Source organism: Nocardiopsis algeriensis (assembly GCF_014203695.1).
GTDB classification, from domain to species: Bacteria; Actinomycetota; Actinomycetes; order Streptosporangiales; family Streptosporangiaceae; genus Nocardiopsis; species Nocardiopsis algeriensis.
In genome coordinates this window covers 131,915-146,918 of record NZ_JACHJO010000007.1, presented here as the reverse complement: position 1 = coordinate 146,918, position 15,004 = coordinate 131,915, and the positions used below count along the sequence as shown (strand labels likewise).

Here is a 15,004-nt window from a genome sequence, read left to right as displayed (position 1 = left end):
GGGCTACTCCGCCGCCGCGGTGTAGTAGTGCCAGGTGCCCTCCGCGCCTTCTCCGTGTCCGGGGTAGTAGGAGGGCTCCAGCCGCTCGGACAGGTCGGTCTCGACACCGAGCCCGGCGAACACGGCCCGCACCCGCTCCTCCGTCTCCTCGCTCAGGTAGTGGTGGTGCAGGTCGAGCCGGCGCAGACCCGCGAAGGCCGCAGCCCGGTCCACGAGCTCCTGACCGCCCTTGTCGGTGAGGATGCCCAGCGACAGGTCGAGGACCTCCAGACGGTCGATGACGGGCGCGTCGGCCAGTACGCCGATCCATTCGTCCAGCTTCTCGGCGTTGCGCACCCCCAGGTACCTCAGCCGGGGAAACGCCTCGCCGGAGAGCACCGGCGCCAGATCCGCCGGCGAGGTGTCGCCGCGGTAGTCCTCGACACCCAGCCACAGCTCCAGGTGCTCCAGCGCGGGCAGGCCCGAGGAGGCCACCTCGCGCGTGACCTCGGCGGGCAGGCCGCCGCTCTCGATGGTGAGGGAGCGCAGCGAAGTGTGCGAGGGCACGTGCAGGCCGAGCCTGCCGCCTCCCAGCCCGCCGGCGGCGCCTTTCACCGACAGTTCCTCCAGGCGGGGGAAGGCGGCCACGAGCGGGGCCAGGTCGGGCTGGTCGATCCAGGAGAGCTCGCACTCCTCGAAGTCGATGTCGCCGACGAAGAGGAAGCGCAGGTTCGGCAGCGCGCCGGCGTTCTCGGCCAGCAGCTCCACGGGCTCGTACAGGCCCTCGTCGGCGGAGTCGAACCAGTCGCCGACCACCAGCGCCCTCACGTGCTCGGCGCCCACCTCGGACAGGAAGCGGGCGAAGTAGCCGGCGGAGTCCTCGTCCCATCCGACGTCCCCTCCCCGGCGCAGCCGCCAGGCGACGGAGGGCGGCGCGGACCGGTCCCCGCCGGCCTCCTGGACCCGCTGGAGCCGCCGGCGCCATTCCTGATCGGTCCTGTCGAAGGGGAACTCGATCACGGGCAGGCCCGCGAACTCGGTGAGGTGGGGCACGGGGACTCCCTTTCCGGGGGTTTCGGGGGGATGCCCCCCGATTCTGGCAGTCCCCGCGGACAGAAACGGGACACGGCCGGACGGAACCCGGGCCCTCCCCGGTGCTGCGGCGCCTCAGGTCACCAGGCCGTGGCGGTAGGCGTAGACGACCGCCTGGACGCGGTCGCGGAGCGCGAGCTTGGAGAGGATGCGCGACACGAAGGTCTTGACGGTCTCCTGGCTGATCAGGAGGGTCCCCGCGATCTCCTTGTTGGAGAGTCCGTCCGCGATGAGGCGGAGGACCTCCAGCTCGCGGGGGGTCAGCGGGGTGTCGTTCGAGGTCTCCTCCGCGGGCCGGATCCGGGCGGCGTACATCCCCACGAGTTGGCGTGTCACCTCGGGTGCCAGCAGGGCCGCGCCCGAGGCCACGGTCCGGATCCCGTGGAGCAGCTGGGACGGTGGTGCGTCCTTGAGCAGGAACCCGCTCGCCCCCGCGCGCAGCGCCTCGTAGACGTACTCGTCCAGGTTGAACGTCGTCACCACGAGCACCTTGACGGGATGCGGGACCCCGGCGCCGGCCAGCAGGCGGGTGGCCTCGATGCCGTCGAGCACCGGCATGCGCACGTCCATCACCACGACGTCCGGGCGCAGCCGGCGGCCGAGGTCGGCCGCGGCCTGCCCGTCCCCGCACTCGCCCACCACCTCGAGGTCGGGCTGGGCGTCGATGATCGTCGTCAGCCCGGTGCGGATCAGCATCTGGTCGTCGCAGACCAGGACCCGGATCGGCGCGGTCACGGCCGGCCCTCCACGGGGATGCGGGCTCGCACGGCGAATCCTCCGTCCGCACGCCGACCCGCGGTGAAGTCGCCGCCCAGGGCGTCGACCCGTTCACGCAGCCCCGCCAGGCCCCGTCCGCTCCCGGCGGGGGACCCGGCCGGCGTGCCGGGACCGTCCGTGCCCACCTCCACGGTGATCTCTTCCTCCCCGTGGTGCACCTCGACCGAGGTGGGGCTGCCGTGCGCGTGCTTGAGGGCGTTCGTCAGGGCCTCCTGCACGACCCGGTGGGCCACGAACCCGGCGCTGCCGGCCGAGTCCGCCGGGGTGCCCTCCTCGACGAACTCCACCGGCTGACCGGCCCGGCGGGTCTGCTCCACGAGGGGAAGGATCCTGCCCGCCATCGGCGTTGCGGTCTCGGCGCCGTGGTCGGGGTTGAGCAGGTCGAGCAGGTGCCGCAGATCGCTGATGGCCTGCCGGCCGGTGTCGGTGACGGCGCTCAGGGATTGGTCGAGGCGGTCGGGCGCGGCGGTCAGGTACCGTGCCGCCTCGGCCTGCACGACCATCGCCGTCACGTGGTGGGTCACGACGTCGTGGAGCTCGCGGGCGATACGGGTCCGCTCGGCGGTCCGGGTGTCCTCGGCGACCCGGCGGCGGCGCTCGGCCTCCGCGGCCCTGACCGAGCGCAGCCACGTCCCGAGGACCCACGCCAGGACCAGCGCGATGTAGAACATCACGAACCCGGCCGGCGTCTCGCCCGAGCCGAACCGGAAGAGCACGAGCGCCAGCGGCACGTACGCCAGGGAGAGCAGCAGAGTGGTGGCGCCCCGGTACCGCTCCAGACGGAACCCCGCGTTCAGCAGCGCGACGGGAAGCGCGGTGCCCGCGAGCGAGTGGTAGCCCTGGAGCTGGTCGACGGTGAAGCCGAGCACCACCAGGACGAGGCAGAGAAGGGGCCACCGCCGGCTCACGGCGAGAGGAAGGCACTGGAGGGCGATCGCCACGACGGCGAGCGCGTCGAAGGGGCGGTCCGGCATCCCGCCGAGCTGCGTGCCGTTGTTGTGGAGCGCCGGCAGGAACGACGCGACCAGGAGCAGCAGCGCCAGGGGGAAGGGCCAGGCCGTGCCGCCGAACCGGCGCCACGGCTCGGGGATCCGCAGACGGTCGATCATTGGGGAAGTGTAGTGGCGGCGGCGACCCGGTCGGCGCGCCGGCGCCGGGGCACCATGTGGCCGCGGCGGTGGGCCAGCCACAGGAACGCGACCGTCATCAGCGTGCAGAACAGCACCGTGTACAGGCTTCCCTCCGGGCCGAAGTCGCCGCCGGTGATCAGTACCGGTCCCGACGAGGTGGCGTCCAGCAGCCCCTGCGGGGTGTTGTTGCCCGAGACCTCGGTGCTGAAGATGCCGGCCGCGGCGAAGTTCCAGCCGAAGTGCAGGCCGATCGGAAGCCACAGGTTGCGGGTGGCGATGTAGGCGGCGGCGAGCATGCCCCCGCCGGTGATCGCGATGGCGAGGGCGCCCCACAGGCCGGCGTTCGGGTTGAACACGTGCGCCAGACCGAACAGCGCACCGGTCAGCGCCAGCGCGATCCAGGTGCCGGTGCGTTCCTCGATGATCCGGAACAGGACGCCGCGGAACAGCAGCTCCTCGGTCACGGAGGCGGCGGCCATGAATCCGAACAGCCCCACCGCGCCCGTCACCGAGCCCAGGCCGTGGATCTCGTAGCCCCCCAGGAGCGCGATGCCGATGATGACCGCGCCGAACAGCGCGACGCCGAGCAGCGTCCCCCGGCCGGTCGCGGCCGCCGCGCCCTCGCGGGCGATCTCCACCGGGGAGCGCTTCTCGGTCCGGCGCACCACCCATCCGTAGGCGAGGATCGCGAGCACGGACGTCAGGAGACCGAGGGCAAGTGTCAACCACGGGTTGTCCTGCACCGCGGCCACGGCCTGGCTGCCGATCAGAGAAACGGCCGCGACGGCCGCGAGTTGCCATACCAGTCTCACGAGAGCTCCTTCTGCGAATCCGCGAGCGGGGTGCCGCGGACGTGTCGAAACACTACGGAGAGAGCAGCCCGGAGTCGTCACCATGCGGTGGACACTTGCGCGTAGCTCGCACGGGGGACAGGTACCGCGGGACGGTGCGGAGCGGCCCCGCGCGGCGAGGCGGAGGAAGGCGGAACGGGCGGAGGGCGCTGTCGCTCCGTGTCCCGGCGGCGTCCCGGTGCCGCGCCGGGGCTCGGTCCTCGCCGTCCGCGGCGCGGGAGTTCCTCCCGCCGCCGGGTGGCCCGGCCGGGCGCCCCTGGTGGAATCGGCCCCCTCAAGCAGTTTCCACCAGGGGCGGGTCGCGGCTTCCCCCGGCGCCGCTACCACCACTGTGTAGCACCATTGGCGGGGGCAGGGAACCGAAATCGGAAATGACTTTGTCCCCGGACATGGATTGGGGGAATAACAACCGTTTTGCGCCAAGGGGCGCCGACGTGAGCCCCTGGCCAGGAGGTTTTCTCCGGGTCCGGAGGTGCGCGGGCCTCCGGGTCCCGGCCGGAAAGCACCTCTGCGGTCGGCGGCTATTTCGGCGAAATCCTGCCGTATCGGCGGAATCCGGATGCGGCAAAAGCGCGGGGCAGGCATTTTCGGGCAAGATATCCGGCCCCGATCCCCGCGACACCGCCGCAGGGCGAGTCCGGTACCGCCGTCCACCGCACGCGGGTGCCTTCCTCCGACCCCCCCGACGGTTCCGGGGGTTTTCCTCACCCCACACCCGGGGGCGATCCCCATGGTGCCGCCCTTTCCTCCTTCCTAGGGTTGCCGGTGACCGCGACAGAAAGGGAAGACATGTCCCACGCACCGCACGGTGGAAGCCGCGCCCGCACCGGTACGGCGCTCGCAGCGGCCGCGGCCCTGGCCCTGCCCGTCCTCACGGGAGGCCCCGCCGCGCCGGCCGCCGCCGCACCGGCTCCGGCCGGCGAGCTGCGGGCCGCTCTGCCCGAGCCCACAGGGGACCGCCCGGTCGGCAGGACCACCCTGCACCTGGTGGACGAGGAACGCGAGGACATCTGGGTCGGCGGACCCCGCGAGCTGATGGTGACCCTCTGGTACCCGGCCCGCGCCGACGCGGGGCGGACCGCGCCGTACATGACCGAGGCCGAGTCGGCCGCCATGGTGGCGGCACTCGGTCTGGACCTGCCCTCCGACACCATGCACAGCCGGGTGCGCACCCATTCCCGCCTGGACATGCCGCCCGCGCGCACCCGGAACGGCTTCCCGCTTATCGTGCTCTCGCCCGGGGCCGGGCACAACCGGATCGAGCTGTCCTCACTGGCCGAGGAGCTGGCCGCCCACGGCTTCGTGGTGGCGGGTGTGGACCACGCACACGAGGCCGCGCCCGTGGAGTTCCCCGGCGGGGTGATCACCGCATGCCCCGGGTGCACCAGCGGAAGGTGGGCCGAGGGCACGGAGAACCGGGCCGAGGACGTGTCCTTCCTCCTGGACCGGCTCACCGGACCGGACCCGGCCTGGCGCTGGTCGCACGTGATCGACGCCTCCCGGATCGGGATGGCCGGGCACTCCTGGGGCGGCGCGGCCACCGCCGAGACGCTGCGCGTCGAGGACCGGGTGGACGCCGGGATCAACTTCGACGGCCCCTTCTACCCGGCCGCGGCGGGCGAGGGGCTGGACAAACCGCTGGCCCTGATCGAGAACGACCAGGGCAACGAGTGGGAGGGGGTGGAGGAGATCTGGCCGCGCCTGGAGGGATGGCGGCAGTGGATCAGGCTCGACGGGTCCGGCCACTCCAACAGCATCGACAGGGGCGTGCTGGCGGAGCAGTTCGGCCTGAGGGGCGTGTTCACCGAGCAGCAGTGGCGCAACCTGTACGGCGACCTGCCGACCGACCGCGGCCTGGAACTGGTGCGCGCCTACAGCGTGGCGTTCTTCGACCACCACCTGCGCGGTGGCGACCAGCCCCTGCTGGAGGACCCCGAGAGCTTCCACCCCGAGCTGGTCGTGGTGGAGCCCGAGGAGGAACGGACGGGGTGACGACGCCGAAGACGCCGGGGCGCACCGCCGAGGCGGCGCGCCCCGGCCGACCGGCGCGGGCCTTCCGGGGTGCGGCCGCGGGGCCGTTGCGGGGTCAGCCGCCCCCGTCACCTTCCGGTACGAGATCGTCCTGCCTCGCGGCGCCCGCCTCCTCCGGCGGCGTGCGCTCCACCCGCAGGGACAGGAGCGCCGCGCCGAAGCTGAGCACACCGGCGATGTACCAGGCGGGTGCGTAGTCGTGGAAGCTGTCGCGGATCATGCCGGCCGCGGTGGCCGAGACACTGGCGCCGATCTGGTGCGCGGCGAAGACCCACCCGAAGACGATCGGCGCGGACATCCCGAAATGCTCCCGGCACAGGGCGATGGTCGGCGGCACCGTCGCGATGAAGTCCAGGCCGTAGAAGATGACGAACAGGATCATGAACCCGGTGATCCGCTCGTCGAACAGCTGGGGCAGGACGAGCAGCGAGAGAGCGCGCAGCGAGTAGAAGACGGCCAGCAGGACCCGGGGGTCGATGCGGTCCGTGAGCCACCCGGACAGGATCGTGCCGACGAGGTCGAAGACACCGATCAGGGCGAGCAGGCCCGCTGCGGCCACGGTGGGCATGCCGTGGTCGTGGGCGGCGGGGATGAAGTGGGTGGCGACCAGGCCGTTGGTGGTGGCGCCGCAGATGGCGAAACCGGCGGCGAGGAGCCAGAAGGCCCTGGTCCGGGCGGCGTTCCTCAGCCCGTCGACGGCAAGCCTCGCGGCATTGCCCGCAGGAGGGGGCGGCGGCACGATCTCGTTCGCGCCGTACGGCGGGATCCCCGAGTCGGCGGGGTGTTCACGGAAGAACAGCAGGACCATCGGAACCGTGGCCAGGGCCACGAGGGACACCACGACCGCAGCGGTCCGCCATCCGCCCTCCGACTCGGTCAGCGACGCCACCAGGGGCAGGAACACCAGCGAACCGGTCGCGCCGCCGGCCGAGAGGATGCCGCTGACCAGGCCCTGGTGCCTGCTGAACCAGCGGGTGCTGATGACGGCCACGAACCCCAGTGAGATCGAGCCGGCTCCCAGGCCCACCAGTACACCCCAGAGCAGCACGAGCTGCCAGGCCGCCGTCATGAGGACGGTCGCCCCGCTGCCCAGCGCGATCAGTGCCATCGCGCCGGCCGTCACCCTGCGGACGCCGAAACGCTCCATCAGGGCGGCGGCGAACGGGGCGGTGACACCGTACAGCGCGAGGTTGACCGACATGGCGAAGCCGATGGTGCCGGTCGACCACCCGAACTCCTCCTGGAGCGGGTCCACCAGCGCCCCTGGGGTGGCCCGGAAGCCCGCTGCGCCGACGAGCGCGACAAAGCCGATTCCGGCGATCATCCACGGTAGTACATGCTTGTTTCTCACCACCCGGCAAGGATGCGCGATACGCCCCGCCGGGAGGAGGGGATACAGAGCCATCTTGTGTAAGAATCGGGCCATGAGCCGCCCCCACCGGATCTCCGTGCTCGCCCTGGACGGGGTGGTCGCCTTCGATCTCGGCATGCCGGCGCAGATCTTCCACGCGGCCTTCGACGACCAGGACCAGCGGTTCTACCGGGTGCGGGTCTGCACCCCCGGAGGCCGTCCCGTGCGCAGCAACGCGGGGTTCACCGTCACCCCGGAGGGCGGCCTGGAACTGCTGGCGGAGGCGGACACGGTCCTCGTGGCCGGCGTGCACCACGACGCGCCCGTGATGACCGAGGGGATCCTGGACGAACCGGTGCGGAACGCCCTTCTGGCGGCGGTCCGGAACGGCACACGGACCATGTCCATCTGCACGGGGGCGTTCGCCCTGGCCGCGGCGGGCCTGCTGGACGGGCTCCGGGCCACCACGCACTGGGCGCACGCCGACAACTTCCGCCGTCTGTTCCCGCGCGTCGACCTCGACCCGGACGTGCTGTTCGTCGACGAGGGCCGCATCCTCACCTCGGCGGGTGTGGGGGCAGGCGTCGACCTCTGCCTGCAGGTCGTGCGGGACGACCACGGCAGCGGGGTCGCGAACATGGCGGCGCGCCGGTGCGTCGTACCGCCGTGGCGCCCCGGGGGCCAGTCGCAGTACATCGTGCGCCCGGTCCCGGAGGCGGCCGACACCTCCCTCGCCGAGGTCCGCGCATGGGCGTCGGAGCGCCTGCACGAGCCGCTGGACCTGCGTACGCTCGCCGCGCGCGCCCGGATGAGCACGCGCACGTTCACCCGCCGCTTCCGCGAGGAGACCGGGCTGAGCCCCAAGCAGTGGATCACACAGCAGCGCGTCGACCAGGCCCGGCATCTGCTGGAGACCACCGACCTGGGCATCGACCACGTGGCGCACCGCTCGGGCTTCGGCACCGGAGCAGCGCTGCGCCGGCAGATGAGCACGACGCTGGGCGTGGCCCCCAGTACCTATCGCACCACGTTCCGGTCGGCGGACCGGACCCTGCCGCGCTCCGGCGGCGACCGGGTCCTGTGACGTCCGGCGCCGGGGACCCGCCGTGTGCGGCTTCGGCAGCGGCCGGAGGAGAGCGATGGTGCATATGCCCTGTTCAGAGGGGTGAGAGCTCGGTTCCCGGCCTTGCCGTCACCCTTCCTTCCGTGCATACTGAAAGTGACTGTGTGATTCCTTGCTGTGATTGGAGCGCGTCATGACCGAACTTCCCGGCATTCTCCTCATTCTCTCCGACGAGATCATCGACCTGGAGGACTGGCGCACGGCGCTGGTCGCCGGTGACGAGGACTGACCTTCCTCCGACACCCCGACGGGCCCCCGGACACCCGGGGGCCCGTTCCCGACTCCCCCGAAGAGAACCATGTCCAGCGCACCCCCGCACCCCCGCACCGACGGCGTCCCCGCGCGCCGGGACGCCGTCGTCGAACACCCGCACGGCTACGCCGTCACCGACCCCTACCGCTGGCTGGAAGACGGCCGCAGCCCCGAGTGCGCCGCCTGGCTGGAGGCCCAGGAGCGGATGTTCGCCGAAGCCGCCGCCTCCTGGCCCCACCGCGCCGCCTGGCGGGAACTGCTGGAGGAGGCGGCCGCCGTGACGGTCGACTCGCCACCGGTGTGGCGGCGCGGGCGCCGGTTCCGCCTCCGCACCACCCCGGGACGCCAGCTGCCCGCACTGGCGGTCACCGAGCCCGGCGGGCCCTCCCGGACCCTGCTGGACCCCCTCGCCGAGGACGCCTCCGGAGCCGTGACCCTCGACGCCTGGCGCCCCTCGCCCGGCGGGAACCTGCTCGCCTACCAGATGTCCCACCAGGGCGACGAACGGCCGAGGCTGCGGGTCCTCGACGTCGCCTCGGGCCGCGTGGTGGACGGGCCGCTGGAGACCGGACGCGTGACCCCCGTGGCATGGCTGGGCGACACCGCCTTCTGCTACGTCTCGGCCTCCGGCAACGGCGGCCGTCGACTGCGGCTGCACCGCATCGGAACCGACCCCGGACACGACCCGGTCCTGTTCACCACCGACCTGCCCCAGCTCTCCGTCACCGCGGACCCCTCCGGGCGCCGCCTCGCGGTGAGCGAGGCACCCGGGGCCACCTCCGGCAACCGCCTGTGGCTCGCCGACCTCCGCGACGGACCCGCGGAGGAGCCGCGCTTCCTCCCCGTCTTCGACGGCACCGACCGGAGCACCCGCGCGCTGCTGAAGTTCGCCCCCGGCGGACGGATCCACGCCGTCACCGACGACGGGGCGCCCTTCGGACGCCTGTGCGCCGTCGACCCGGCCGCACCGCACTCCCGCGACTGGGAGACCGTCATCGCGGAGGAGCCGGGCAGCGTCCTGTACTCCTGCGCCGCACTCACCGACCCCGACGGCGGCGGACTGCGCCTGCTGGTCGCCCGCACCCGCCGCGGCCTGAGCACCCTGCGGCTGCACGCCGCCGACGGCAGCCCCCTGGCCGAGGTGGCCACCCCCGGACCGGGACACGTCTCCAGGCTCACCGCACCCCCCGAAGGCGCACCCAGCGCCTGGTTCACCTACACCGACTTCACCACCCCGCCCCAGGTCCACCGCTTCGACCTGCGCGGACGGCGCTGCGTCCCCGACCCCGAGGAGCCGGCGCGCACACCGGACCGGCCGGCGGCCGGGAAGCGGCCCCGGGTCGAGCAGGTCACCTACACCTCCGACGACGGAACCCCGGTGCGCATGCACCTGGTCACCCCGCCCGGCCGCACCGGGCCGCTGCCCACCCTGCTCACCGCCTACGGCGGCTTCGGAGCCTCCACCCCGCCCACCTACTCCCCGTCCGTCGCGGCCTGGGTCGCCGCGGGTGGCGCCTACGCGATCGCGAGCGTGCGCGGCGGCGGCGAGGAGGGCACTGGCTGGCACGCCGCCGGCAGGGGCGCCGGCAAACCCAACGCCGTCACCGACCTCCTCGCGGCCGCCCGGTGGCTCATCGGCCAGGGCCGGACCGGCCCCGACCGGCTGGCGATCCGCGGCTCCTCCCACAGCGGGTTCATGGTCGCCGCCGCCCTCACCCGGGAACCGGGGCTGTTCGCGGCCGCGGTGTGCTCGGACCCGGTCACCGACATGCTCCGCTACCACCTGTTCGGACTCGGCCGCCTGTGGACCGAGGAGTTCGGCACCGCCGAGGACCCCGACCAGTGCGCCGTCCTGCTCGGTTACTCGCCCTACCACCGGGTCCGGGCCGGCACGCCCTACCCCGCGGTGCTGCTGACCTGCCCCCGCGTGGACCCGCGGGTGGACTCCCTGCACGCCCGCAAGATGACCGCGGCCCTCCAGCACGCCACCACCTCGGGCCGTCCGGTGGTGCTGCGCTGCGAGAGCGGCGTCGGCCACGGCCCGCGCTCCCTGGACCGGGGCCTCGGACTGCAGACCGACGTCCTCGCCTTCTGCGCCGCCCACACCGGCCTGACCCCCGGCGACGCCTCCCGCTGAAACACTGCGGCAGAGGCCCGCCGGCGCTCGCCGGACCTCTGCCGCGGCGGGCAGGCGACCGGCGCGGATCAGCCGGACGCCCCCGAACGGCGCTCGTGGCGGGCGCGGGCCAGGCGGTGGGCCTCGGCCAGCAGCTCCCGGACCGCCTCCGCCGTGCGCGGACCGGGGTTGGTCACCGCGAGCCAACCCAGGCTCCCGTAGACGGGATGCGCGACCACGGTGTCCTCGGCGACCGGGCCGGTACCGGAGACGTGCTCGCGCGGCTCGCAGCCGACCCAGCGGACGAAGGCCGCCCTTCCCGCCGCTACGTTGACCCGGAAGGCACCCGGCCGATCCAGCCGGGACTCCTCGTCACCCGGATAGTCCTTGGTCACGATCGTCGCGAAGGGCTGGGTCGCCTGCGGCACGGTCCCGTCGGGGGAGTGGTAGAAGAAGGTGTCGCCCCAGCCGATCTCCGGCGAACCGTCGCCGGGACCGGGCCTGAGGGTCAGGACCCCGTCGAGGGCGTCCACGAAACTGATGATCTCTTCCTCGGTCATGTGCTCCAGCGTTTCATTAAAGTGCTTGTGGAGACCCCGGCGCCGAGGAAGAGGAGGTTCGAGGTGGGAACCCTCAACTCGCCGCCCATGCGCACCGTCGACGTCGCGCGGCGCGCCGGATACTCGGTGCAGCAGGTGCGCAACCTCGAACGCGACGGAGCGCTGCCGCCGACCGGAAGAACGGCGGCCGGATACCGGGTCTACGGCGAGGCGCACCTGCGTTCCGCGCTGGCCTACCGGGCACTGGCGGCCGGTGCGGGCCCGGTCGAGGCCAAGCGGATCCTGCGCACCGTGCACCGGCGCCCCGCCCCGGAGGCACTGGCACTCCTCGACGCGGTGCACGCCGAACTCGACGCGCAGCGCCGACTGCTGGCACGCGCCCGGGAAGCGGTCGAGGCGATCTCGGCCGAACCGATCGCGGACGTGCGCGCCTCCGACGCCATGGGGGTCTCGGAACTCGCCGCCGCACTGGGAGTGCGCACCTCGACGCTGCGGCACTGGGACGCCGAGGGCCTCGCCGTCCCCGACCGCCTGCCCCCGAGGGGGACGCGGCGCTATTCCCCCGCCCAGGTCCGGGACGCCCGCATCGTCCACCAGCTGCGCACGGCCGGGTACCGTGTCGACGCCCTCCGGGACCTGATGCCCCACGTGCGCGGCGGCCGCCGGCAGGCGGACGTCCGGGCCGCCTTGGAGACCCGGGAAGCCGCCATCGCGGCCCGCTCACGGGCCCTCCTCGACGCGGCAGCCGAACTCGGCGCCCTGCTCCGGAGCACCGAGGCCCCGGGTACGGGCACCAAGGAGAAGGGTCCGAAGGGACGGAACCGAGGAGAACGGGTGCGCGGTGCGCCGACCCCGCGCGGATGAGGAGAACATGGACGAGCACGAGGTCGACGTCGCGGTCGTCGGCGGAGGACAGTCCGGACTGGCCGCCGGGTACTACCTGCGGCGCGCGAAGGCGGACTTCGTGATCCTGGACGGCCGGGAAGAACCCGGCGGGGCCTGGAACGACTACTGGGACTCGCTGCGGCTGTTCTCCCCGGCCGGGCACAGCATGCTGCCCGGCTGGTGGATGCCCGAGGAACCCGGCCGCGAGTACCCGAGCGCACGCCACGTGGTCCGGTACCTGACCGAGTACGAACGCCGCTACGAACTGCCCGTGCGCCGCCCCGTCCGCGTCGAGCGCGTCGAGCGGGACGGCCCGCGCCTGCGCGTGGTCGCGGACACGGGAACCTGGCTCGCCCGGCGCGTCATCAGCGCCACCGGCACCTGGGACGCGCCCCACGTCCCTGACCTGCCCGGCCGCGACCTGTTCGAGGGACACCAGATGCACACCGCCGACTACCGCGACCCCGACGCCCTGGCCGGACAGCGCGTCGTTGTCGTGGGCGGCGGCAACTCCGCCGCCCAGATCCTGGCCGAGCTCTCCGAGACGGCGCGGACCACCTGGACAACCCTGCGCCCGCCCCGGTTCCTGCCCGACCACCTCGACGGGCGCGCGCTGTTCGCCGTCGCCACCCGCGCCCTGCGCGAGGGCGGAGGGGTGGGCGAACTCGGCGACATCGTGGCGGTGCCCCCGGTACGCGAGGCCCGCGCACGCGGCGCCCTCGACGCCCGGCCGATGTTCGACCGCCTCACCCGCACCGGGGTGGCCTGGGACGACGGCACCTCCCTGGACTGCGACACCGTCCTGTGGTGCACGGGCTTTCGGCCGGCCCTGGACCACCTGGCCCCGCTGGACGTGGCCGACGAGCACGGCCGCATCCCCCTGGACGGCAACCGCGCAGCCGCGGAGCCGCGCCTGTCCTTGATCGGCTACGGCGACTGGACCGGCGCGGCCTCGGCCACCCTCATCGGCGCCGGCCGCACCGCCAAGGCCGCGGTCGCTCAAGCCCTGGAGGGCCTCGACCGCTGAGACGGCGTTTTCGGCCCCTGAAGGTGCGTTCAGGACAAGGCGAGCGGTCGGGTAACGGTCTTCATGTTTTGCTTCTGAAGGGTGTGGCCGCATGCGGCCACGGCACTGTTGGTGCAGGCTGTGTCATATACCGGTGACGCTTTGTGTGTATGAGGGGTGGTTTTCGGTCTTTCGGGCTTTGTGGGGTTGAAGGTGATCATTACTGTGCTGCGTGTCCTGAGCCGAAGAGACGCGGTTCCACCCAGAACTGACAGACAGGCATCCCCCACATGCGTCGCCCCCTGCCCCGTGCGGCGGCAGCCGCCACAGCTGCCGTACTCGCCGCCCTGCTGCCGGTCTCGGCCTCCGCCGATCCGCGCCCCTCCTCCCTCCCGTCCTGTGAGGGTGGCACCAATCCGGAATCCGACTTCGACGGCGACGGGATCCCCGATCTGGTTGTGGGGGACCCCGACGCCGCAGTCGGCGGAGCGGAGAGGGCAGGGCGCATCACCGTGGTCTACGGGGGAGAGACCGAGACCACGGTCCTGGAACAGGGCCAGGGAGCTGTCCCAGGCAAACCGGAGGACGGAGACCGCTTCGGGGAGGTCCTGGACACCTTTGACCACGACCAGGACGGCTGCACCGACCTCGTTGTCGGCCTCCCCTTCGAAACGGTCAACGGCCGAGCCGAGGCAGGCATGGTCATGATCATTTACGGCAGCGCCCTGGGCCTCGGCTGGAGTGCTCCGACCGAGGTCTGGACCCAGGACACTCCCGGATTCGGAGGCGGCCCCGAGGCCGGGGACTGGTTCGGACACTCCGTCGCCGCGGGCCACACGCTCTCCGGCGAGCCTTACATGGTGATCGGCATTCCCGGAGAGTCGGTCGGCACCACGGAAAAGGCCGGCTACGTCCAGTACGTGCGCGGGAACGCCATGGCTGCCTTCCATCAAAACACGGACGGCATTCCGGGGGAGGCGGAGGCCCAGGACCGCTACGGGTACGAAGTGGCGGCCAACGGCACCCACATCGTGGTAGGCGCACCCGGGGAGGCCATCGGAGAAGAGGACTACGCCGGCGGTGTCAACTTCTTCTCCCACACGATGGTCGACGGCCGCCCCCGTTACCTGAGGACCTTCAACCAGGGTTCCACCATCACCGGACTCTCCGGTGACATCGTAGAAGCCGGTGATCGCACCGGGACTTCGATCGACATGATCGACGTAATCCCCTCGGAGGGAACCGACCCCGAGAGCCTGATCGCAATCAGCTCACCCGGCGAGGACCTCGGCACCACGTCCCGAGAGGTGCAGGACACCGGTTTCGTCCACGTCTTCCGGATGAAGGCCGACGCCACGCTGGAGCAGATTTACGAGGCGGACCTCGGCAGTACCGACGCCGACGCACGCCAGGACGGCGCTTTCTTCGGCCAGCGGGTCCGACTGGTCGACACCGCACCTGGAAGCCCTGCCACCGGCACCTCGGTGAAGCTGGTCGTGGGAGCTCCCGGTCACGGCACCGGCAGTGAGCGCGCATCAGGCCTGATCCAGGTGCACCACCCCCTGGGCGGCGATCCCTCGCAGAGCTTCGACGTCGCGCGTGCCGACCACACCGCGCTGGGACCGGCCGTTCCCGGCGCCTACCTCGGCATGTCCTTCAGCGTCACCGCCGACAACCTCTACGTTGCCACGGCCTTCGACGACGGCGACCCCGGAGCGGTGCACGCAGCCCCGTGGAACGGTCTGGAAACCGGCAGCGCCGACTGGCGAACCTGGCGGCCGGGTCAGGACGGGGTTCCAGAAGGAGGACGCGCTTTCGGCGCAGGCCTTCTCTGACCCCCGCACTCACCCC

General features: G+C 72.5%; 12 protein-coding genes. 6 read left to right on the top strand and 6 right to left on the bottom strand.

What is annotated here, in order from left to right; genetic code table 11:
- Positions 1–3 precede the first annotated feature (3 nt).
- The 4 genes from FHS13_RS12710 to FHS13_RS12695 all read right to left on the bottom strand — a co-directional run bounded on the left by FHS13_RS12710 (position 4) and on the right by FHS13_RS12695 (position 3,790).
- Positions 4–1,032, bottom strand: a complete 1,029-nt coding sequence (locus FHS13_RS12710) for an STM4015 family protein (RefSeq protein WP_184291853.1) — start codon at positions 1,030–1,032, stop codon at positions 4–6.
- Positions 1,033–1,146: 114 nt separating this feature from the next.
- Positions 1,147–1,806, bottom strand: coding sequence for a response regulator (locus tag FHS13_RS12705; protein ID WP_184291851.1), 660 nt, complete (start codon positions 1,804–1,806; stop codon positions 1,147–1,149).
- Entirely contained in the window at positions 1,803–2,957 is a 1,155-nt protein-coding gene (locus FHS13_RS12700; RefSeq protein ID WP_184291849.1) for a sensor histidine kinase, read from the bottom strand. The genes FHS13_RS12705 and FHS13_RS12700 overlap by 4 nt, the downstream gene beginning before the upstream one ends.
- Entirely contained in the window at positions 2,954–3,790 is an 837-nt protein-coding gene (locus FHS13_RS12695; protein WP_184291847.1) for a CPBP family glutamic-type intramembrane protease, read from the bottom strand. Before FHS13_RS12695 ends, FHS13_RS12700 begins: the two co-directional genes overlap by 4 nt.
- Positions 3,791–4,618: 828 nt before the next feature.
- Here FHS13_RS12695 and FHS13_RS12690 point away from each other — a divergent pair.
- Positions 4,619–5,821 carry an alpha/beta hydrolase family protein gene (locus FHS13_RS12690; protein WP_184291845.1) on the top strand — a complete coding sequence of 401 codons (1,203 nt, stop codon included), beginning with the start codon at positions 4,619–4,621 and terminating at the stop codon, positions 5,819–5,821.
- A 94-nt stretch (positions 5,822–5,915) separates the two neighbouring features.
- On the opposite strand, the gene FHS13_RS12685 is transcribed toward FHS13_RS12690, so the two are convergent.
- Positions 5,916–7,184: an MFS transporter gene (locus tag FHS13_RS12685; protein WP_184291843.1), complete on the bottom strand. Its 1,269-nt coding sequence runs from the start codon at positions 7,182–7,184 to the stop codon at positions 5,916–5,918.
- A 100-nt stretch (positions 7,185–7,284) separates the two neighbouring features.
- Between FHS13_RS12685 and FHS13_RS12680 the strand changes: the two genes are divergently transcribed.
- Both FHS13_RS12680 and FHS13_RS12675 read left to right on the top strand, forming a co-directional pair.
- Positions 7,285–8,295, top strand: a complete 1,011-nt coding sequence (locus tag FHS13_RS12680; RefSeq protein ID WP_184291841.1) for a GlxA family transcriptional regulator — start codon at positions 7,285–7,287, stop codon at positions 8,293–8,295.
- 337 nt (positions 8,296–8,632) lie between these two features.
- Complete coding sequence (locus FHS13_RS12675; protein WP_184291839.1) at positions 8,633–10,723, top strand: prolyl oligopeptidase family serine peptidase; 2,091 nt, start codon at positions 8,633–8,635, stop codon at positions 10,721–10,723.
- Between the two features lie 68 nt (positions 10,724–10,791).
- On the opposite strand, the gene FHS13_RS12670 is transcribed toward FHS13_RS12675, so the two are convergent.
- The gene (locus tag FHS13_RS12670) at positions 10,792–11,262 is read right to left on the bottom strand and encodes a DUF6194 family protein (RefSeq protein ID WP_184291837.1); all 471 of its coding nucleotides are present in this window, start codon (positions 11,260–11,262) and stop codon (positions 10,792–10,794) included.
- Positions 11,263–11,325: 63 nt separating this feature from the next.
- Between FHS13_RS12670 and FHS13_RS12665 the strand changes: the two genes are divergently transcribed.
- The 3 genes from FHS13_RS12665 (at position 11,326) to FHS13_RS12655 (ending at position 14,988) form a co-directional block, all read left to right on the top strand.
- Positions 11,326–12,126, top strand: coding sequence for a MerR family transcriptional regulator (locus tag FHS13_RS12665; RefSeq protein ID WP_343065006.1), 801 nt, complete (start codon positions 11,326–11,328; stop codon positions 12,124–12,126).
- Positions 12,127–12,133: 7 nt separating this feature from the next.
- Positions 12,134–13,174, top strand: coding sequence for an ArsO family NAD(P)H-dependent flavin-containing monooxygenase (locus FHS13_RS12660; RefSeq protein WP_184291835.1), 1,041 nt, complete (start codon positions 12,134–12,136; stop codon positions 13,172–13,174).
- 269 nt (positions 13,175–13,443) lie between these two features.
- Positions 13,444–14,988, top strand: coding sequence for an integrin alpha (locus FHS13_RS12655; RefSeq protein ID WP_184291833.1), 1,545 nt, complete (start codon positions 13,444–13,446; stop codon positions 14,986–14,988).
- The last annotated feature ends 16 nt before the right edge of the window (positions 14,989–15,004 follow it).

What these genes read in the sequence shown, in the direction of transcription:
- FHS13_RS12700 (WP_184291849.1), bottom strand. Translation starts at nt 2,957, where the DNA reads ATGATCGACCGTCTGCGGATCCCCGAGCCGTGGCGCCGGTTCGGCGGC.
- FHS13_RS12680 (WP_184291841.1), top strand. Translation starts at nt 7,285, where the DNA reads ATGAGCCGCCCCCACCGGATCTCCGTGCTCGCCCTGGACGGGGTGGTC.
- FHS13_RS12685 (WP_184291843.1), bottom strand. Translation starts at nt 7,184, where the DNA reads ATGATCGCCGGAATCGGCTTTGTCGCGCTCGTCGGCGCAGCGGGCTTC.
- FHS13_RS12655 (WP_184291833.1), top strand. Translation starts at nt 13,444, where the DNA reads ATGCGTCGCCCCCTGCCCCGTGCGGCGGCAGCCGCCACAGCTGCCGTA.
- FHS13_RS12660 (WP_184291835.1), top strand. Translation starts at nt 12,134, where the DNA reads ATGGACGAGCACGAGGTCGACGTCGCGGTCGTCGGCGGAGGACAGTCC.
- FHS13_RS12670 (WP_184291837.1), bottom strand. Translation starts at nt 11,262, where the DNA reads ATGACCGAGGAAGAGATCATCAGTTTCGTGGACGCCCTCGACGGGGTC.
- FHS13_RS12675 (WP_184291839.1), top strand. Translation starts at nt 8,633, where the DNA reads ATGTCCAGCGCACCCCCGCACCCCCGCACCGACGGCGTCCCCGCGCGC.
- FHS13_RS12690 (WP_184291845.1), top strand. Translation starts at nt 4,619, where the DNA reads ATGTCCCACGCACCGCACGGTGGAAGCCGCGCCCGCACCGGTACGGCG.